This window comes from Kytococcus aerolatus, assembly GCF_900187395.1.
Lineage (GTDB): Bacteria > Actinomycetota > Actinomycetes > Actinomycetales > Dermatophilaceae > Kytococcus > Kytococcus aerolatus.
In genome coordinates this window covers 156,451-175,913 of record NZ_FYEZ01000003.1, presented here as the reverse complement: position 1 = coordinate 175,913, position 19,463 = coordinate 156,451, and the positions used below count along the sequence as shown (strand labels likewise).

Annotated in this window: 17 protein-coding genes; 10 read left to right on the top strand and 7 right to left on the bottom strand. The window is 72.8% G+C overall.

Annotated elements, in window-relative coordinates; translation table 11 throughout:
• Nucleotides 1-12 precede the first annotated feature (12 nt).
• The 3 genes from CFT82_RS10130 to CFT82_RS10120 form a co-directional block, all read right to left on the bottom strand.
• Nucleotides 13-1,827: a BCCT family transporter gene (locus CFT82_RS10130; RefSeq protein WP_088819007.1), complete on the bottom strand. Its 1,815-nt coding sequence runs from the start codon at nt 1,825-1,827 to the stop codon at nt 13-15.
• Nucleotides 1,828-1,963: 136 nt separating this feature from the next.
• Nucleotides 1,964-2,668 carry a response regulator gene (locus CFT82_RS10125; protein WP_088819006.1) on the bottom strand — a complete coding sequence of 235 codons (705 nt, stop codon included), beginning with the start codon at nt 2,666-2,668 and terminating at the stop codon, nt 1,964-1,966.
• Nucleotides 2,665-3,804, bottom strand: coding sequence for a sensor histidine kinase (locus tag CFT82_RS10120; protein ID WP_088819005.1), 1,140 nt, complete (start codon nt 3,802-3,804; stop codon nt 2,665-2,667). The genes CFT82_RS10125 and CFT82_RS10120 overlap by 4 nt, the downstream gene beginning before the upstream one ends.
• Before the next feature lie 167 nt (nt 3,805-3,971).
• Between CFT82_RS10120 and CFT82_RS10115 the strand changes: the two genes are divergently transcribed.
• Together CFT82_RS10115 and CFT82_RS10110 are read left to right on the top strand one after the other, a co-directional pair.
• The gene (locus CFT82_RS10115; protein ID WP_088819004.1) at nt 3,972-4,961 is read left to right on the top strand and encodes an FtsX-like permease family protein; all 990 of its coding nucleotides are present in this window, start codon (nt 3,972-3,974) and stop codon (nt 4,959-4,961) included.
• Nucleotides 4,958-5,719 carry an ABC transporter ATP-binding protein gene (locus tag CFT82_RS10110; RefSeq protein ID WP_088819003.1) on the top strand — a complete coding sequence of 254 codons (762 nt, stop codon included), beginning with the start codon at nt 4,958-4,960 and terminating at the stop codon, nt 5,717-5,719. Before CFT82_RS10115 ends, CFT82_RS10110 begins: the two co-directional genes overlap by 4 nt.
• Here CFT82_RS10110 and CFT82_RS10105 read toward each other — a convergent pair.
• The gene (locus CFT82_RS10105; RefSeq protein ID WP_234994400.1) at nt 5,669-6,337 is read right to left on the bottom strand and encodes a FadR/GntR family transcriptional regulator; all 669 of its coding nucleotides are present in this window, start codon (nt 6,335-6,337) and stop codon (nt 5,669-5,671) included. The genes CFT82_RS10110 and CFT82_RS10105 overlap by 51 nt on opposite strands.
• A gap of 418 nt (nt 6,338-6,755) precedes the next feature.
• On the opposite strand from CFT82_RS10105, the gene CFT82_RS10100 reads away from it, so the two are divergent.
• Genes CFT82_RS10100 through CFT82_RS10085 form a run of 4 tightly spaced genes read left to right on the top strand, consistent with a single transcriptional unit; the run spans nt 6,756 to nt 11,348 of the window.
• Entirely contained in the window at nt 6,756-8,417 is a 1,662-nt protein-coding gene (locus CFT82_RS10100; RefSeq protein ID WP_234994449.1) for an L-lactate permease, read from the top strand.
• Entirely contained in the window at nt 8,414-9,178 is a 765-nt protein-coding gene (locus CFT82_RS10095; RefSeq protein WP_088819001.1) for a (Fe-S)-binding protein, read from the top strand. The genes CFT82_RS10100 and CFT82_RS10095 overlap by 4 nt, the downstream gene beginning before the upstream one ends.
• Nucleotides 9,175-10,668: a lactate utilization protein B gene (locus CFT82_RS10090; RefSeq protein WP_088819000.1), complete on the top strand. Its 1,494-nt coding sequence runs from the start codon at nt 9,175-9,177 to the stop codon at nt 10,666-10,668. The genes CFT82_RS10095 and CFT82_RS10090 overlap by 4 nt, the downstream gene beginning before the upstream one ends.
• Nucleotides 10,665-11,348, top strand: a complete 684-nt coding sequence (locus CFT82_RS10085; protein ID WP_088818999.1) for a LutC/YkgG family protein — start codon at nt 10,665-10,667, stop codon at nt 11,346-11,348. Before CFT82_RS10090 ends, CFT82_RS10085 begins: the two co-directional genes overlap by 4 nt.
• A 37-nt stretch (nt 11,349-11,385) precedes the next feature.
• Here the strand turns inward: CFT82_RS10085 and CFT82_RS10080 are convergent, their stop codons facing one another.
• Together CFT82_RS10080 and CFT82_RS10075 are read right to left on the bottom strand one after the other, a co-directional pair.
• Nucleotides 11,386-12,366 (bottom strand): P1 family peptidase, encoded by a 981-nt coding sequence (locus tag CFT82_RS10080; protein WP_088818998.1) that lies wholly within the window; start codon nt 12,364-12,366, stop codon nt 11,386-11,388.
• Nucleotides 12,363-13,349 (bottom strand): NAD(P)H-quinone oxidoreductase, encoded by a 987-nt coding sequence (locus tag CFT82_RS10075; protein WP_088818997.1) that lies wholly within the window; start codon nt 13,347-13,349, stop codon nt 12,363-12,365. The genes CFT82_RS10080 and CFT82_RS10075 overlap by 4 nt, the downstream gene beginning before the upstream one ends.
• A gap of 149 nt (nt 13,350-13,498) precedes the next feature.
• Here CFT82_RS10075 and CFT82_RS10070 point away from each other — a divergent pair, with 149 nt between their 5' ends.
• The 3 genes from CFT82_RS10070 to putP all read left to right on the top strand — a co-directional run bounded on the left by CFT82_RS10070 (nt 13,499) and on the right by putP (nt 16,976).
• Nucleotides 13,499-14,047 carry a copper chaperone PCu(A)C gene (locus tag CFT82_RS10070; protein ID WP_088818996.1) on the top strand — a complete coding sequence of 183 codons (549 nt, stop codon included), beginning with the start codon at nt 13,499-13,501 and terminating at the stop codon, nt 14,045-14,047.
• On the top strand, nt 14,047-15,363 hold the full coding sequence (locus CFT82_RS10065; protein WP_088818995.1) for a Dyp-type peroxidase: 1,317 nt from the start codon (nt 14,047-14,049) through the stop codon (nt 15,361-15,363). The genes CFT82_RS10070 and CFT82_RS10065 overlap by 1 nt, the downstream gene beginning before the upstream one ends.
• A 128-nt stretch (nt 15,364-15,491) precedes the next feature.
• Nucleotides 15,492-16,976, top strand: a complete 1,485-nt coding sequence (gene putP, locus CFT82_RS10060) for a sodium/proline symporter PutP (RefSeq protein ID WP_088818994.1) — start codon at nt 15,492-15,494, stop codon at nt 16,974-16,976.
• A gap of 3 nt (nt 16,977-16,979) precedes the next feature.
• Here the strand turns inward: putP and CFT82_RS10055 are convergent, their stop codons facing one another.
• Nucleotides 16,980-17,720 carry an IclR family transcriptional regulator gene (locus CFT82_RS10055; protein WP_088818993.1) on the bottom strand — a complete coding sequence of 247 codons (741 nt, stop codon included), beginning with the start codon at nt 17,718-17,720 and terminating at the stop codon, nt 16,980-16,982.
• Between the two features lie 79 nt (nt 17,721-17,799).
• Here CFT82_RS10055 and hutH point away from each other — a divergent pair, with 79 nt between their 5' ends.
• Entirely contained in the window at nt 17,800-19,413 is a 1,614-nt protein-coding gene (gene hutH / locus CFT82_RS10050) for a histidine ammonia-lyase (protein ID WP_088818992.1), read from the top strand.
• Nucleotides 19,414-19,463: the final 50 nt, after the last annotated feature.

Here is a 19,463-nt window from a genome sequence, read left to right as displayed (position 1 = left end):
CTGAGGGGCTGCTCAGATGTCCTTCCCGTCCGTCGAACCGTTGAGGCGACTGGAGCCGACCACCTGGTCGGCCGGGTGCGGCTCGTCGGGCTCGATGAGGTCGTGGCGCTCGTAGGCGGCCGTCTCCGGGGCGGCGATGACCTGGCCGTCCGAGGTGGAGTAGTGCGGGTCGTACTCGACCTCGGTGGTCGCCCACGCCTCGTCACCCTCGTCGCGGCGGCGCTCGACCTCCTCCGGGGGGAGCACCTTGCGCCACTGCTTGGTGGCCAGCGGCAGCAGCTCGCCGGCGTCCTCGCGCATCGCGCGGTTGAGGGCCCACATCATGAGATAGCCCATGACGAAGAAGGGCAGGCCGACGATGGTGATGAACTCCGACAGGGCCGTGATGCCGGCGTCGGGGCTCGCGGTGAGCAGCACCGCGGCGATGATGCCGACGAGCAGCGCCCACACGGCACGCTGGTAGACCGGCACCCGCTCGTCCTCGTCGTGGCCGCGGGCCATCGAGTCCATGACCAGCGAGGCCGAGTCCATCGAGGTGACGAAGAAGATCGCCACGATGACGATGGAGAAGACCGACATGAAGGTGGTCAGCGGGAAGTGCGCGAGGAACTCGAACAGGGCCGTGGCGGCGTCGCCGTTCTCCCCGGCGACGGCCTCCACGAGCTCCCCGCCGTTCTCCCCGTTGCGGATGATGTCGAACGAGGCGAAGCCGAAGATCCCGTACCAGATGATCGAGAAGCTCACCGGGGCGGCGAGCACACCGAAGACGAACTCGCGGATCGTGCGGCCCTGCGAGATGCGGGCGATGAAGATGCCCACGAAGGGCGACCAGGTGATGGTCCACGCCCAGTAGAAGATGGTCCAGCCGTCCTGCCAGCCGGGGTTGTCGTCGAAGGCGTCGTTCCAGAAGGCGAGGTAGGGCAGGTTCTGCGCGTACAGTCCCGCCCCCTCGATGGTGCCCCGCAGGAGGTGCAGGGTCGGGCCGGAGACGAGCACGAAGAGCATCAGGACGACGGCCGCCAGGATGTTGGCGTTCGAGAGGACCTTGATGCCCTTCTCCAGCCCGGCGATGACCGACCCGAGGGCCAGGAGGGTGACCACGCCGAGGATCGCGATGATGCTCCAGGTGGTCTGGTCGATGCCCAGGACGGCCGACAGGCCCGCGTTGATCTGCAGGGTGCCCAGGGCGATCGAGACGGCCACACCGAAGAGGGTGCCGACGATGGCGATGATGTCGATCGCCTTGCCGACCGGGCCGTGGATGCCCTCGTCGCCCAGCAGCGGGTGGAAGAGCGACGAGACCCGCGGGGGCAGGTTGCGCTGGTAGATGAAGTACGCGAAGGCCAGCGAGGGCAGCGCGAAGATCGTCCAGGTGTGCAGCCCGAAGTGGTAGAGCGTGAAGCTCATGGCCTCGCGGGCGGCCTCGACGCTGCTGCCCTCCACGTCGGCCATCGGGGGGTTGGCGAAGTGGTTCACCGGCTCGGCCACGCCCCAGAACATGAGGATGGTGCCGATGCCCGCGGCGAAGAGCATGGCGAACCAGGTGAGGAAGGAGTGCTCCGGCGGTTCGTCGTGGGGAGACAGGCGGATACGCCCGAAGCGGCTCAGGGCGGTGACGACCAGGTAGATGAGGAAGACCGTGACGCCGAGGATGTAGAACCATCCCAGGTTGGCGATGATCCACCCCGAGCCCTTCGAGAAGGTCGTGGACATCGTGGTGGGGAAGGCCAGGGTCAGGGCGATGAAGACGGCTGCGAAGAGGATCGACCCGAAGAAGATCGTCGGGGAGGTCCGCAGGCCCATCTTGTCGTGCAGTGACTGCAACATGGGAATGCCTCAGGGTAGTCGGCGGGTGAGTGTGTTGACCGTAACAACCTGACGCCGGATTGCAAGGGATACCACGCCCGGGTGATGGGTTGCGCCGCCCGGCGATGCGTTGGGCCCGCTGTGGTCCCGACCGGCGTCAGTCGAGCAGCCCGTGCTCCCGGGCCCGGCGCACGGCGTCGGTGCGGTTCACCGCGCCCAGCGAGGAGTACGCGTGCACCAGGTGCGTCTTCACCGTGGCCTCCCGGATGCCGAGCTCCCGGGCCACCTGTCGGTTGGTGAGCCCGCGACCGACGGCCCGCAGCACGTCCACCTCGCGCCCGGTGAGGGGCGGGGGCGCCGGGGCCGGGGTGCGGCCGCGCCGCCCCTGCACCAGGGCCGCCGCGGCGCGGGGGGCCAGCACCGTCTCGCCGGCTGCCGCCTGACGGACCCCGTCACGCAGGGCCGCCGGGGGAGCGTCCTTGAGCAGGTAGCCCACCGCCCCGGCCTCCACGGCGCGCAGGACATCGTCCCCGGTGTCGTGGGCGGTGAGCACGAGCACGGGCACGGTCACGCCGCGCTCGCCGAGATCCCGCAGCAGGGCGGCTCCGTCGGGCCCCTCGCCGAGATGGAGGTCCACCACGAGCAGGTCCGGGGCCGCCCCGGCCAGCGGGCCGCCCGAACCGGTGAGCAGGGCCAGTGCCTCGGCGTGCGAGCCGGCCTCGGCCACCACCGCGATCTCCCCGGTGCTCGAGAGCACCGCGCTCAGCCCCGCCCGCACCACCGGGTGGTCGTCCACGAGCACGACGCGCAGCGGGGTGGTGCCGGCGCCGGCACCCTCTGCGGTGGCGGCCGCCGGGCTCATGCGGGCAGCTCCACGGTCAGCCGGGTCCCGCGGCCGGGAGGGGAGTCGAGCGTGCACCACCCACCCAGCTCCTCGGCCCGCTCCCGGGCACCCACCAGACCGGTGCCCCGTCCGCTGCCGGTGGTCGCGGGCAGGGCACGGGCGCCCCCGACCCCGTCGTCGCGCACCTCCAGGCGCACCCGGTCGGCGAGGAACTCCAGCACCAGCTCGGCCCGGGTGGCCCGCGCGTGCTCGGTGACGTTCCCCAGGGCCCCCTGTGCGATGCGCAGCAGGGCCACCTCCACGGCGGTGGGCAGCTCGCGTTCGGTGCCGCGCACCGTGAAGGCCGTGGGTGGGCTGGCCACGGCCGCCGCCACCCTCGCCAGGGCCACCGGTAGGGTCCGCTCCGCCTCGCGACGCAGGGCCTCCACCACCCGCCGGGAGTCGGCCAGGCCGGCGGCGGCCACCTCCTCAATGCGCGGCAGCGCCCCCTGCGCGGCGCTCGGCCCCCCGCCCTCCTGCGTCGAGCGGGCCAGCAGCAGCACCGAGGTGAACGACTGCACCACCGTGTCGTGCAGGTCGCGGGCGATGCGCTGCCGCTCCCCGAGCGCCCCGGCGGCGGCGTGCGCGGCGGCGAGCTCCTCCCGGGTGGCCACCAGCTCCTCCACCAGGCGGGCCCTGGCCTCGGACTCCTGCCGCGCCCGCGTCATGGTCCAAGCAGCCACCCCGCAGGCCGCGGCCACCAGCACCGGGCCGAGCACCCCGCCCCAGCCGCCGCCGGGGGCGAGCAGGTCGCGGGCGACCGCCACCAGGGTCGTGAGGGCCAGCGCCGGCCCCGCCACCGGCATCGGGCAGTGCACGCACCACAGCACGAACAGCGGGAAGGCTGCCCACACGAACGCCGGGGTGAGCAGCACCAGCCCCGACCACGCCAGGGAGACGGCGCCCAGCCAGACCGCTGCCGCGGGGGTGGGGTCCAGCGGGGTGGCAGCGCGCCACCGGGGGCGGGCGAGGCCGGCGAGGTGCAGCAGCACCGTGGCCGCGAGCAGAGCCACGGCCGCGGGCGAGAGCTCGCCGGCCGCGTGCGCCAGCCACGCCCCGAGCCCCAGGAGGGTCGGGAGCAGCAGGTGCGGCAGGGCGCGCGCGAGTCTCTCCACGCCACCACGGTAGGTCGCGGACCGTGGTGAGGGGACGCGTTGCCCTCCATCGTTCGGTGGAGGCGGGGCCGACCGGTCGGTCGATGTGGCCGTGCGTGGTGCGGCGGTGGACTGGGGGCAGCGGCCGCCGGACGGTGGCCGAGAGGACGGCACGAGGAGGTCGGTAGGTGTACGTGGGAGTGCGTGACGCGTGGTTCGCGCGGGGTCGGTTCGCGGTGATGGGGCTGGTGGTGGCACTCCTGGCCCTGCTGGTGGTGGCGCTCTCCGGGCTCACCGGCGGGCTGGGGGACCAGAGCGTCTCCGCCCTGCGCGCCCTGCCGGGCGAGCGGGTGGTGCTCGCCGCCCCTGCGCCGGAGGAGGCCCCGGAGCTCGGGCGCTCGCAGCTGGGGGCCGAGCAGGTGGCCGGGCACGAGCGGGAGGCGCTCGGGGTGGCCACCGCTCGGGTGGCTGCCACGCCCGGTGGCAGCGAGACGACGGTGGCCGTCCTCGGCGTCGATCCCGAGGGTCCGCTCGCCCCGCCGGCGCTGGCCCGCTCGGCCGAGGTGGGGCCGCGCGGCGTGCTGCGCGGCGTGACGGGGCAGGACGCCCACCTGCACCTCAACCACCTGCCGGCCGTGTGGGTGCCGCTGGAGGTGTGGCAGGAGCTGCCCGCGGCCGGCGGGGCCGCGGCCACCGCCCTGGTGCTTCCCGATCCGGCCGGCGCGGCGCCACCCGGCACCGTCGCGCTGAACCGTGACGAGTCGCTCGAGGCGGTGGGTTCCTACGCCTCTGAGCAGGGCTCGCTGCGGCTCATGCAGGGGCTGCTCCTCGCGGTCTCCGCGGTGGTGACCGCCGCCTTCCTCACCGTCTGGACCGTCCAGCGCACCGGGGAGCTCGCCGTGCTGCGTGCCCTGGGGGCGCGGCCCCGCACCCTCGTGGCGGACGTCCTCAGCCAGGGGCTGCTCCTCCTCGTGCTCGGCGGTGGCTTGGGGGCGCTGGCCGCCACCGGGCTCGGCGTGTGGGTGGTGCGCACCGGCGCCGTGCCCTGGGCCCTGGGCTGGGGCACCACCCTCGTGCCCTGGCTGCTCCTCGTGGCGGCTGGCCTCCTGGGCGGGGCCCTGAGCGTCCGCCGCGTCCTGACCCTCGACCCCGCCACTGCTCTGGAGGCCTCCCGATGAGCCTGCTCCTCTCCGACCTGACCGTGACCTTCCCCGACGGGGCCGAGCGCCGCCGCGTGCTCGACGGGCTGGATCTCGCCGTCGCTCCCGGGGAGGCCGTCGCCCTCACCGGGCCGAGCGGCTCGGGCAAGTCGACCGTGCTGGCCGTGGCCGGGCTCCTGCGCCGCCCCGATGGCGGGCGCGTCCGCATCGCGGGGCAGGAGGCCACCGACCTGTCCGATCCGGCGCGGGACGCCCTGCGGGCGCGCAGCGTGGGGCTGGTCTTCCAGCAGGCTCGCCTGCTGGCCGCGCTGACGACGCGCGAGCAGCTGGAGCTCGTGGCCCGGCTCCGCGGTGAGCGGGGATCCGGTCTGGCCCGGTCCCGGCGGCGGGCCGACGGGCTGCTCGCTGAGCTGGACCTCACCGCGGAGGCCGGGAAGCGCCCCCACCAGCTCTCCGGTGGTCAGCAGCAGCGTGTCGCGGTGGCCCGGGCGCTCATGGCCGACCCGCAGGTCCTCCTCGTCGACGAGCCGACCTCGGCCCTCGACCCGGCGCGGGCTGGGGCGATGTTCGAGCTGTTGGTGCGGGTGGCCCACGAGCACCGGATGGCGACCCTCGTGGTGACGCACGACGAGCGCTCCCTGGGTCTCCTGGACCGGGTCGTCTCGATGTGTGAGGGCCGCCTGGTGCCCGCTTCGGGCGCCACCGTGCAGGGGCGGGGGTCTGCTTCAGCCGTCGAGCACCCGCCAGGCAGACCGGATGTGCTCGGCCACCAGTGACGCGGCGCGTTCGGCATCTTGGGTGCGGACGGCCTGAAGGATCGCGCGATGGTCCTCCACGAGCTGCGGGACGAGTGCTGGCCAGGTGTCGGTCCGGCGGAAGCGTTCCAGGATCGGCAGGCGCATCGACTCCCGGAGGGCCGCGGTGGTGCCGGTCGCCAGTCGGTTCCCTGCTGCGGCAGCGAGGGCCACATGAAAGCGGGTGTCTAGGTCGTTGAACCGCTCCCGGTCGTCCTGGGAGCTCTCCATCGCCCTGACGAGGGCGTTCAACTCCTCGAGGTGGGAGTCTTCACGGCGCTCGCAGGCCAGACGTGCCGAGAGCTGCTCCAGAGTGATGCGGACCTCGATGACGTGGGGCAAAGGGAAGTGCCCCAGGGCCACGTGGAGGCGCAGCATCCGGCTCAAGGCGCCTCCGTCGACCGCAGTGATGGTCGTGCCGCCGGTGTCTCCGGCGCCGACCGCAGACCGCACGATCCCCTGGGCTTGCAGGGTGCGGATGGCTTCTCGGACGGCGGCGCGGCTCACGCCGATCTGACTCGCCAGGTCGCGTTCTGCTGGAAGGCGGGCGCCGGTGGGCAAGTCGCCGCCGAGGATCTGTCCCTCGATCCACTCCAGCACCTCCTCATAGGCTCGGAGGGGGGGCTGTCGGGCGGGGGGAGCGCCGCGCCTGTGGCCCATCTCGTCCGGCGTGGGGGGAGTGATCGACACCCTTGGATCTTCGCATCATCCGTCAGGTCGCCGTCGACAGGGTGTGGTGGCGGGGAGGGTGCGGCGAGCCCCGCTGGCTGGGGTGGGGGCCCGGGGGTGGGAGGTCACGCGTGGGTCACGGAATGGTCAGACCGCTTGACGCTGCTGGGTGCCGGTTTCTACGGTGCGACGCACGTCACATGGTCTGACCATTGAGGTCCGGACCATCTTGCCCTGGCCCCGTCCGAAGGAATCCCCCGTGTCCCCCACCCAAGCCCCTGTTGTGGCGCTCAGTGCGAGCCACCGCCCGGAGCTGGCGCCTGTTGCTGACAGCCTCACGGCTTCGGCGCTGGTGGCGACGCTCCCTCTGCTGACCGTCTTCGTCACGCTCGCCGTTCTGCGTTGGAAGGCCCACTGGTCCGGTCTGGCTGGTGTGGGAGTCGCCCTCCTCGTGGCCTGGCTGGCTTTCGGGATGCCGCTGAACCTGGCCGCCCTCTCGGCCACGCAGGGAGCCGCCTTCGGTCTGTTCCCCATCTCCTGGATCGTGTTCACCGCGATCGTCCTGTACGAGGTGACCGTTGCCTCCGGGCGCTTTCTCGACCTACGTGCCACCTTCCACCTGATCTCCGGCGATCCACGAATCCAGGCCGTGATCGTGGCCTTCTGCTTCGGCGGCCTGCTGGAAGCCCTGGCCGGCTTCGGGGCACCGGTGGCGATCACCGGCGTGATGATGGTGGCTCTCGGGTACCCGCCGCTGCGCGCCGCGATCATCGTGCTGCTGGCCAACACCGCCCCGGTGGCTTTCGGTGCCATCGCCATCCCGATCATCACCGCAGGCAAGCTCACTGGCATCCCGTACGAGGAGATCGGTGCTTTGGTGGGCCTGCAGGCTCCCTTCGTGGCAGTCTTTGTGCCGTTGCTGCTGGTCTTCATCGCCGACGGTCGCCGCGGTGTGCGGCAGGTCTGGCCGATGGCGCTGGTCATCGGTGCGACCTTTGCCCTCGCCCAGTGGGCCACTGCCACCTTCGTCTCCGTGGAGCTCACCGACATCGTCGCCTCGCTGGCTGGTCTGGCCGCGGCTGTTCTGCTGCTGCGCGTCTGGAGGCCCCGGGGGACCGAGGAGGCTCTGGTCTCGCTCGAGCAGGAGCGCGAGAAGGACGCCCTGGCTCGTGGGGGTGTCACCGACTCCGTGGCTGAGGTCGGTGCCGAGGGTGCGCCCGTCACCTCCGATGTCGCCGAGCTGGAGGAGCGAGCCCGCTCGCTGACCTCGAGCCGCATCACCTTGGCCCTGCTCCCCTACCTGCTGGTCATCGCCGTGTTCGCCGTGGCGCAGCTGGTGGCCCCGGTGAAGCGCTGGCTGGCCTCGACGACCCGGTCCTTCGGGTGGCCCGGGCTGGACGGCAAGATCCTCACCGTGGGCGGTGACGTCTCGGAAGCCACGGTCTACAGCTTCGCGTGGCTCTCCTCGCCGGGGACCTTGCTGCTGCTGGTGGCCGTCGTCATTGCCTTCGTCGACGGGATCGGGCTCGGTGGGTTGGGCAAGGTCATGGGTGAGACCATGCTGAAGATGCGCTTCGCCTTCCTCACGGTGGCTTCCGTGCTCGCCTTGGCCTACGTCATGAACTTCTCCGGGCAGACGCTCACGATCGGCACCTGGATTGCGGGATCCGGTGTGGCGTTCGCCTTCCTTTCGCCGGTTCTGGGCTGGATCGGAACGGCCGTCACCGGTTCGGACACCAGCGCCAACGCCCTGTTCGCGACCCTTCAGCAGACAGCGGCTCAGGAGATCGATGTCGACCCTGCTCTGCTCGTGGCGTCCAACACCACCGGTGGCGTGGTCGGCAAGATGATCAGTCCGCAGAACCTCACCATCGCTGCCCTCGCCGTGGGCTTGGCGGGGCGCGAGTCCGAGATCCTCCGCAAGGTGCTCCCCTGGAGCATCGGACTGCTGCTCGTGGTCTGCCTTATCGTTGGCCTGCAGGCCACTGTCCTGGAAGGTGTGATGCCATGATCCCCACTGCGAGTCGACCGACCAGGGTGGCTCTCTTCGCTACCTGCTTCAACGACACCATGTGGCCCGAGGCTCCCCGCGCCACCGTCCGGCTGCTGGAGCGGCTCGGGGTGGAGGTGGAGTTCCCTCGCGAGCAGACTTGCTGCGGGCAGATGTTCACGAACACCGGGTACGGCCCTCAGGCCGCCGGGGTGGTCCGCGGGTTCGTGGATACCTTCGCCGACTACGACGCCGTGGTGGCACCCTCCGGCTCCTGCGTGGGCTCGGTGCGCCACCAGCACGCCGGCATCGCCCGTGCTGTGGGGGATGCCGGTTTGGAGCGCGAGGTCGGTCAATTGGCCCCTCGTGTGCTGGAGCTTTCGGAGTTCCTCGTGGACGTCCTGGGCGTCACCGATGTGGGGGCCTGGTTCCCGCATCGGGTGACCTACCACCCGACCTGCCACTCGTTGCGGATGCTGCGCGTGGGGGGCCGCCCGCTCCAGCTGCTCCGCGCGGTCGGTGGCATCGACCTGGTGGAGCTGCCGGGGGCAGAGGAGTGCTGCGGCTTCGGTGGCACCTTCGCGGTGAAGAACCCCGACGTGTCGGTGGCGATGGGGGTCGAGAAGGCCCGCCAGGTCACCACCACCGCTGCGGAGTACGTCGTGGCCGGGGACAACTCGTGCCTGGCCCAGATCGGCGGTGTCCTGGGGCGGCAGCGCTCCGGGGTGCGCACCCTGCACCTGGCCGAAGTGCTCGCCTCGACGCAGGAGGAGCCGGCATGACCGCCACCACGCCTGGACCCGCCCAGCAGACCTCCCCGACCTTCCTGGGGATGCCACCCTTCCCCGAGGCGGCCCGTGAGGCGCTCGGCCGCACCACCCAGCGGCGCAATCTGCACCACGCCACCCACACCATCCGCGCCAAGCGGGCGGCCGTGGTGGGCGAGGTGGACCAGTGGGAGCAGCTGCGCCTGGCCGGCGAGGCCTGCAAGAGCGAGGCGCTGAAGCACCTGCCGTACTACCTGGAGCAGCTCGAGGAGCGCCTCACCGAGCAGGGTGCGACCGTCCACTGGGCACGTGATGCCGCGGAGGCCAACCGCATCGTCGTGGACATCGCCCGGGCCAAGGGCACCGACGAGGTGGTCAAGGTCAAATCGATGGCCACCCAGGAGATCGAGCTCAACGAGGCTCTCGAAGAGGCTGGGATCCACGCCTGGGAGACTGATCTCGCCGAGCTCATCGTGCAGCTGGGCGGCGACCTGCCGAGTCACATCCTCGTGCCGGCGATCCACCGCAACCGTAGCGAGATCCGGGACATCTTCGTCCGCGAGATGGGTCAGGTGGGGCGTCCCGCTCCGGATGACCTGCCTGCGGACCCGGCCCGCCTCGCCGAGGCCGCCCGTTTGCATCTTCGGGAGAAGTTCCTGCGGGCTCGTGTAGCAGTCTCGGGCGCCAACTTCGCGGTCGCCGAGACCGGCAGTCTCGTTGTCGTGGAGTCCGAGGGCAACGGCCGGATGTGCCTCACCCTGCCGGAGACGCTGGTCTCGGTGGTCGGCATCGAGAAGGTGCTGCCCCGTTGGGACGACCTGGAGTCGATGCTGCAGCTCCTACCGCGCTCCAGCACCGGTGAGCGGATGAACCCGTACACGACCGTGTGGAGTGGTGTCCACGAGGGTGACGGGCCGCGGGAGGTCCACGTGGTGCTGCTGGACAACGGGCGGAGCCATGCTCTGGCTGACACCCACGGGCGCCAGGCGTTGCGCTGCATCCGCTGCTCGGCCTGCCTCAACGTCTGCCCGGTGTACGAGCGCACCGGCGGGCACGCCTACGGCTCGGTCTATCCCGGCCCCATCGGAGCGGTGCTCAACCCGCTGCTGCGCGGCGTGGAGTCCGAGGTGGACCAGTCGCTGCCCTACGCCTCTAGCCTGTGCGGTGCGTGCTTCGACGCCTGCCCGGTCCGTATCGACATCCCCAGCCTGCTGGTGGAGGGCCGCGAGCGGGCCGTCCAGGCCGGTGGGCACCGGGCTGAGGCGGCGATGATGACCAGCGCCACCTGGGTGATGTCCGACCACCGCCGGCTGGAGGCTGCCCAGCGGGCGTCCTCCACGGTGGGGGCGCTGCGCGGTGGGCGCCCGTTCCGCTCGGTGCCGGGCCTGGGTGCCTGGACGAGTGCGCGTGACCTGCCCGCCCCGCCGCGCCAGACCTTCCGCCAGTGGTGGGAGAACGAGCATCAGCGCCCTGCTGGGGACGAGTCCGAAGGGAACCAGGTATGAGTGCCCGCGAGGAGATCCTGGGGCGGCTGCGAGGCGCCCTGACCGACGTCACCGGAGAGCCGCAGCCCGGCATCGGGCACGCCACCATGCCAGCGAGCGAGCCTGCCGTGGGTGTGGGTGCTGGCGGGGAGGTTGGGGCCGCTGAGGCGGCAGTCCTGGAGCGCTTCATCGAGGTGGTCGAGGACTACCGGGCCACCGTGGTGACGGCGGCGTCCGAACAGGTGGCCCAGACCGTGGTCGAGCAGCTCCGTGAGGCGCAGTGCACCTCGGTGGTGCTGCCCGCCGGGCTCGACCCTGCTTGGCAGGAGGCCATGCGGGCGGCGGGCCTGGAGGTGCACGCCGAGGACCAGGCCACCACCAGCTCGCTGGATGCGGTCGATGGCGTGGTGACCGCCGCCGCAGTAGGGGTGGCCGAGACCGGCACCATTGTGCTGGACCACCGGGCCGACCAGGGGCGTCGCGAGCTGAGCCTGGTGCCCGACGTGCACGTCTGCGTGGTGCGGGCCGACCAGGTGGTGTCCGGGGTGCCGCAGGCGGTGGCGCGGCTGCGGCCAGACCCTCAGGACGCCCGGCCGCTGACCTGGATCAGCGGGCCGAGCGCCACGAGCGACATCGAGCTGGAGCGGGTCGAGGGTGTCCACGGGCCCCGCACGCTGGTGGTGGTGCTGGTCCGCGACTGAGTGGTCTCCCTCGGTGCTGGGGGAGGTGCGGGGCCCCTCAGCCGTGGTGGCGGGAGACCCCGTCCTCGATGGCGTGGGTCAGGGCGGTGGCGGCCGCCTGCTGGGCCTGCAGGAGCACCGTGGCGGCGGCCATCGGGTCCGTCGGCAGCGGGCGGTCCCCGGTGGCCAGGCCGAACACCAGGTCGCCGTCCACCAAGCTGTGCACCGGGTCCAGGGCGCGGGCCATGCCGGCGTGGGCGGCGCGGCAGATCGCCTCGGCCTGGGCGACGGTGAGTGCCAGGTCCGTGGCGATGACGGCCAGCGTGGTGTTCGTGCCCGGTGCGGGGGCTCCGGGGGTGCTCGGGGCGTCGCCCAGCACGCCGGTGGTCGAGGCCGGCTCGCAGAGGTCCGCGGGGTCGACGGTGACGGGTGTGCCGTGGGCGTTGACCGCCACCAGGGCGCCCACGACGGCGCCGTCCCCGTCGGCCGCGCCCTCGCGGGCGGGCAGCCCGACCGAGGCCGTCCCCAGCCCGCCGGGTCGGGTCGCTCCCATGACCCGGGCGCCGGTGCCGGCCCCCACCCGGCCGCGCGGGATCTCGTGCCCTGCATCCCGGGCGGCGGCATCCTGGGCGGCGGCCCGCCCCATCGCGGCGTCGGGGTGGGTCGGGGTGCCCTGCGCGTCGCGTCGCGCGCCGCCGCGGGCGAGGTCGTAGAGCGCGGCAGCGGGCACGATCGGGACGATGCCGCCGGGGGTGGGGAAGCCGCGGCCGGTCTCCTCGCACCAGGCCATCACCCCGTCGGCGGCCGCCAGGCCGAACGCGGAGCCGCCGGTGAGCACCACCGCGTCGACGGTGGGCACCAGGGACGCGGCGTGCAGGGCGTCGGTCTCCCGGGTGGCCGGGCCGCCGCCGCGCACGTCCACCGCGCCGACGGTGCCCGGTGGCGGGAGCACCACGGTGGTGCCGGTGCACCAGCCGTCGTCGGTGCGCTGGGCGTGCCCGACGCGCAGGCCGGGGACGTCGGTGAGGCTGCCGCTCACGCCTGCTCCACCCGCAGCACCACCTTGCCGACGTGGCCCGAGTCCTTGAGGACCCGGTGGGCCGCGGCGGCCTCGGCCAGCGGGAAGGTCTCCTGCACCACCGGGCGGATCTCCCCGGTGGCCACCTTCGGCCAGAGGTTCTCGCGCACCGCGCTCACGATGCGGGCCTTGTCCTCCCGGGTCCGGCCGCGCAGCGAGGTGGCCTGCACCGAGAGGCGGCGTCGCAGCATGAGGCCCAGGTCGATCTCGGCGGAGCGCCCACCCATGAGGCCGATGATGACGAGCCGCCCGTCCTTCGCGAGGGCCTGGAGGTTGCGCTCCAGGTAGTCCCCGCCGACGAGGTCGAGGATGACGTCGACGCCGTCCTCGGTGACCCCGCGGACGGCCTCGACGAAGTCCTGTTCCTTGTAGTTCACGAGGATCTCGGCGCCGAGATCCTGGCAGGCGTCGAGCTTCTCGGCGGAGCCGGCGGTGACGGCCACGCGGGCGCCGAGGGTGCGGGCCACCTGGATGCCCATCGTGCCGATGCCGGAGGAGCCACCGTGCAGCAGCACCGTCTCGCCGGCGGTGAGGCGACCGGCGTCGACGAGATTGGACCAGACGGTGCAGGCCACCTCGGGCAGGGCGGCGGCAGTCACCAGGTCGATGCCCTTGGGGGCGGGAAGGAGCTGCCCGACCGGGACGACCACCTGCTCGGCATAGCCGCCGCCGGCGAGCAGGGCGCACACCACGTCGCCGACCTGCCAGTCGCCGGTGTCCTGCGGGCCCAGGGCGGTGATGCGGCCGCTGACCTCCAGGCCGATGATCTCGCTCTCCCCGGGCGGCGGCGGGTACTTGCCCGCGGCCTGCACCAGGTCGGCGCGGTTCACCCCGGCGGCCACCACCTCCACGAGCACCTCGCCGGGGCCGGGCTGCGGGTCCGGGGCCTCGCCCAGCACGAGCGCGGGGCGGTCGCCGGAGTCGTCGATCTGGATGGCACGCATGCGTCCTCCTCGGTCGGGTGCCCTCGACCCTAGTTCGTGGGCGGTGGTGACTGCCTGACGCATCCACTACACCGTGTCGTAGAAACTGGTATCTTCCCGCTCATCGCCGGCCCCCGAGGGAGGGGCTGCTCACGTCCAATGAGGAGATCATGAAGCGCACTGTGTCCGTCGTCGGTCTGACCGTCGCCCTGGGGCTGGGGCTGACCGCCTGTGGGGGGTCGGACGAGGAGGAGGTCACCGAGCAGGATGCGGCGGCCGCCGAGGCGGGGGAGGGTGCTGCGCAGGAGCAGGACGCGGCCCTCACCTACACCGACGGCTGGGTGAAGGCCACCGACGAGAAGATGACCGGCATGTTCGGCACCATCGAGAACACCACCGACCAGGACCTCACCCTCGTGGAGGGCTCCTCCGACGCCGTCGGCACGGTCGAGCTGCACGAGGTCGTCGACGCCGACGGCAAGAAGCAGATGCAGGCCATGCAGGGCGGCATGACCGTCCCCGCCGGCGAGAAGCTCGAGCTCAAGCCCGGCGGCCTGCACATCATGCTCATGAAGATCGACGAGGAGATCAAGGCCGGTGACGAGATCACCGTGCAGCTCGTCGACGATCGGGGCGGTGAGTACGAGTGGTCCGCCCAGGCCCGCAGCTTCGACGGGGGCGACGAGGACTACGGCGACGGGCACGGGCACCAGCACTGATGACCCCGGAGAAGGACACGACGAGGCACCCTGCCGACCCCGGTCGGCGGGCGCTTCTCGGTGGTGCCCTGAGCGCCACCGGCGGGGCGCTCGCCGGCTTCGTCGGGGGGCGGGCCACCGCTGCCGAGGACGGAGCCGGTTCGGCGGGTGCTGCCGGGGACGCCGGCCCGCGAGCCCGGCTGGATCTCGACGAGCTCGTCGAGCCCGGCCGGCGCCGGCTCCTCGACCTCCCCGGGGACGCCGCCTCCCCGGAGGCCGGTGCCAGCGAGCTGGGGCGCACGGTCGTCGACGCCCGCGGGCGCACCCAGGCCGGGGTGCTCACCTCCCCGCCGGCCCACGCCGCCTGGGTGGCCTTCGACCTGGCCACCGGCGACCGGGAGACCCTCCGCCGGGTGATGCGCATCTGGACCGACTCCATCGACCGGCTCACCGCCGGCCGCGGGACGCTCACCGACACCGAGCCCGAGCTGGCCCAGCTGCCGGCCTCCCTCACCGTGACCGTGGGCTGGGGGCTGGGTGCCTACCTGGCCGCCGGGCTGGACGACCACGCGCCGACTTGGCTGGCCCCGCTGCCGCCGATGGACTTCGACGAGATGAACCCGGACTACACCGACGGGGAGCTCGTCCTCCAGGTCTGCGCCGACGACCTCCTCACCGTCCGGCACGCCATGCGCCAGCTCGTCGAGGACGCCCGGGATCTCACCCTGCTGCGCTGGCAGATGTCCGGCTACCGCCACTCGGCGGGCGTCTCCCGCCCGGGGGCGCCGATGCGGAACCTGTTCGGCCAGGTGGACGGCACCGGCAACCCGCAGGCCGAGGAGCTGGCCGACCTGGTGCACCGGGAGGACGGCTCGGCGGCCATGGTGGTCCGTCGCGTCCGCTTCCTCATGGGCACCTGGGAGGCCGCCCCGCAGGAGATCCGGGAGCAGTCCATCGGCCGCACCCTCCGCACCGGGGCACCGCTCACCGGCGAGAAGGAGTCCGACCCGCTCGACCTGGGGGCCAAGGGCGAGGACGGCAAGCCCGTCATCCACCAGAACGCCCACGTCCGGCTGGCCCGTGACGGCAACCCCCGCCATCGCTTCCTGCGCCGCCCGTACAACTACGACGACGGTGCTGGCGACGTCGGGCAGGTCTTCGTGGCCTTCTGCCAGGACGTGGACGAGCAGTTCGTGCCGATCCTGGAGCGGATCGGCTCCTCCGACCTGCTCAACGAGTGGCTCGTGCACGAGGGGTCGGCGGTCTTCCACGTGCTCCCGGGCGTGCCGGTGGACGACTCCGGTGCCTATCTCGGCTCCCACCTGCTGGAGGCCTGAGGGCACCGTCCCGGGGAGGGCCGCCGGCGTTTCAGGGCGCTGCCGCGCTACGGTGGCGCGCCAAGACCGCCGACGGCCCGTCGGGGCCCTCGGCCTCCTGCCCGTGACCCCTCTGATCCGGAGACACTGTGAGCGCACACACTTGGCAGCTCGTGGCCATCGTCATCTACTTCGTGGCGATGATCGCCATCGGGGTGTGGTCCATGGGCCGCACCAAGAACAAGGGTGACTACATGCTGGGCGGACGAGGCTTGGGCCCGGTCGCCTCGGCCCTCTCCGCCGGGGCCTCGGACATGTCCGGCTGGCTGCTCATGGGGCTGCCCGGCGCCCTGTATGCCGCCGGCCTGGTGGAGCTGTGGATCGCCATCGGCCTGACGGCCGGCGCCTGGCTCAACTGGAAGTTCGTGGCGCCCCGCCTGCGGACCTACACGGAGGTCGCCGGTGACGCGATCACCGTGCCGAGCTTCTATTCGAACCGGACGCACGACTCCCGCGGCCTGGTCCGCATCGTCGCGGGGATCATCATCCTGGTCTTCTTCACCTTCTACGTGTCCTCCGGCATGGTCGCCGGCGGTCACTTCTTCGAGGCCTCCTTCGGCACCAGCTATCTCACCGGCATGCTCATCGTCTTCGGCGTGGTCATGCTCTACACCCTGATCGGTGGCTTCCTCGCGGTCTCCTACACCGACGTGGTCCAGGGCCTCACCATGCTGGTCGCGCTGGTGCTCGTCCCGATCGCCGGCATCCTGCACCTGGGTGGGCCCGGGGCGACGGTGGACGCGATCCGTGCGGTTGACCCGGACGCCCTCCAGCTCACCGGTGGGGCGCTGACGACGATGGGTCTCGTCTCGTCCCTGGCCTGGGGGCTGGGCTACTTCGGGCAGCCCCACATCATCACCCGCTTCATGGCCCTGCGGAGCTCGCAGCAGGCCGCCCAGGCCCGCCGCATCGGCATCGGCTGGATGGCCCTGGCCTGCCTGGGGGCGGCCGCCACCGCGCTGATCGGCGTGGGCGTCTACCAGCGCAACGAGGCCGAGCTGGCCAACCCCGAGACCGTCTTCCTCGACCTCGGCATGCTCCTCTTCCACCCCTTCGTGGCCGGGTTCATGCTGGCCGCCATCCTCGCGGCGATCATGTCCACGATCTCCAGCCAGCTCATCGTGAGCTCCTCGGCGCTGGTGGAGGACATCTACCTGGGGATCACCGGCCGTGAGGTCTCCGGTCCGGTCGGGGTCAACCTGGGCCGGGTGGCCGTGCTGGTGGTCTCGGTGGCCGCCGCCCTCATCTCGGTCGAGCCGAGTGACACCATCCTGGAGCTCGTGGCCTTCGCCTGGGCCGGCTTCGGTGCCGCCTTCGGCCCGATCACGCTGCTCTCGCTCTACTGGCGCCGCCTCACCACGGCTGGCACCCTCGCCGGCATGATCACCGGTGCCGTGGTGGCCTTCGTCTGGGGCCGGACCGAGGGCACCGGCCTCCTCGAGCTCTACGAGATCGTGCCGGGCTTCCTCTGCGGTCTGGTGGTCGCCGTCGTGGTCTCGCTCCTCACGCGTCCCTCGGACCGGGTGGAGGCCGAGTTCGACGAGGCCGTCGCGCTGGCCTCCCGCCGGATCTGAGGCTCAGCGCAGCAGCGAGCCCAGCTCGTCCGCGGCGCGCACGACCTCCTGACGCACCCCCTCCGCCTCGGCCGCGGGGGTGCGTCCTGCGTCCCAGGTGACGGCGACGGCCGCGACCGGGAGGTCCGTCGGGCCGGTGACGGCGGCCGCCACCGAGGAGAGGCCGGGGGTGACGCTCCCCTCCTCCCGGGCGACGCCCTCGGCCCGCACCGCCTGCAGGGCGCGTCGCAGCGAGGTCGGGTCCTGCGGGGGCTCCCCGGAGCGGGCCGGGACGAAGGAGGCGGCATCGGGGAAGAGGGCGCGGACCTGCTCCCGGGGCAGCGCCGCCAGGAGCGCGAGTCCGCTGGCCGTCCACGGGGCGGGGATGCGCACGCCGACGTCGGAGACCAGCGAGGGCCGTCGGGTGGCGCGCTCCTCCACGAGGTAGAGGACGTCGGTGCCGTGGAGCACGGCGAGGTGCCCGTTGTGCCCCAGGGTGTCGACGAGCCGGCGCACCACCGGGCGGCCGATGCGCTGCACGGTCTGCTGTCGGGAGGTGGCGAAGCCCAGCTCGAAGGCGGCCATCCCCAGCGCCCAGCGGTGCTCGTCCTCCAGATGGGTGACGAAGCCCGTCTCCCGCAGGTCGGCCAGGGCGCGGTAGAGCGAGGTGCGGGGGATGCCGGTCTCCCGCTGGAGGCGTCCGGCGGCCACCGGGCCGGGGTGACGGGAGAGGGCCTGCAGGACGAGGAGGGTGGGGTGCGGCATCGGCCGACTGTCCCACATCTGGGACCCGACCTCTGGCTCCGGCGTCGCCCGTCCGGGACTGAGGAGGTGTCATGGGGCCATGACCGAGACCAGCCTGCCCAACCGCGTCGTCCTGAGCCCCGCCCCCCTCACCCCCGAGGAGGTGCTGGCCGTGGCCCGGCACGACGTCCCCGTCGAGCTCGGCCCCGAGGCCCTCGAGGCGCTGGCCGCCGCCCGGGAGCGGGTGGACGCGCTGGCCGGGGACAGCACCCCGCACTACGGCATCTCCACCGGGTTCGGCGCCCTGGCGAACACCTCGATCCCCCCGGAGAAGCGGGCCCGCCTGCAGGTCGGCCTGGTCCGCAGCCACGCCGCCTCCTCCGGGGCCGAGGTCGAGCGGGAGGTCGTCCGCGCCACGATGTTGCTGCGCCTGCACACGCTGGCCACCGGCCGGACCGGTGCCCAGGTGGAGACTGCCCGGACCTACGCCGCGCTGCTCGACGCGGGCATCACCCCGGTGGTCCGGGAGTTCGGCTCCCTCGGCTGCTCCGGTGACCTCGCCCCGCTGGCCCACTGCGCCCTGGCCGCGATGGGGGAGGGCGAGGTCCGCGTCGGCAGCTCTGCCGAGGTCGACGCCGCCGGGGTGTCCACCGGCCCGGTCGTGACCGCCGCCGACGCGATGGCCGAGGCCGGCATCACCCCCGTCGTGCTCCGGGAGAAGGAGGGCCTGGCCCTCATCAACGGCACCGACGGCATGCTCGGCCAGCTGCTCATGGCGATCGCCGACCTGGGCCACCTGACGAAGGTCGCCGACCTCACCGCCGCCCTGTCGATCGAGGGCCTGCTGGGCACCGACGCGGTGTTCGCCGAGGACCTGCAGGCCCTGCGTCCGCAGACCGGGCAGGCCGAGTCGGCCGCCAACCTGCGCACCCTGCTGGCTGGCTCCGGCATCGTCGCCTCGCACCGGGAGGACTGCTCGCTGGTGCAGGATGCCTACTCGCTGCGCTGCGCCCCGCAGGTGGCCTCCGGGCTGCGGGACACGCTCCGCCACGCCGCCACCGTGGCCGCCGCCGAGCTGGCCAGCGCCGTGGACAACCCCGCCGTCCTGCCCGACGGGCGGGTGGAGTCCAACGGCAACTTCCATGGCGCCCCGCTGGCCCACGTGCTGGACTTCCTGGCCATCCCGGCGGCCGACCTGGCGAGCATGGCCGAGCGCCGCACCGACCGCTTCCTCGACCCGGCCCGCAGCAACGGCCTGCCGCCCTTCCTCGCCGAGGACCCCGGCACCGACTCGGGCCTGATGATCGCCCAGTACACGCAGGCCGCCCTGGTGAGCGAGCTGAAGCGCCTCGCGGTCCCGGCCAGCGTCGACTCGATCCCCTCCTCGGCCATGCAGGAGGACCACGTCTCGATGGGCTGGTCGGCCGCCCGGATGCTGCGCCGCGCCGTGGACGCCCTGCGTCGGGTGCTCGCCATCGAGCTCTACACGGCCACCCGGGGCATCGAGCTCCGGCAGGTGGAGCGGGCGGAGGCGACCGGGGTGGCGGTGGAGCCCTCGCCGGCGGCCGCGGCCGTCATCGCGGCGCTGCGGGAGACGGTCGCGGGCCCGGGGGTGGACCGCTACCTCTCCCCGGAGATCGAGGCCACCGTCGCCTTCGTCGCCGAGGGGCGGGCCCTCGCTGCCGCGGAGGGGGCCGTCGGTCCGCTGGTCTGAGGGAGCTGCCCTCGCGTGGGCGACCCCGATGGGGGATAATGGTCCCCTGA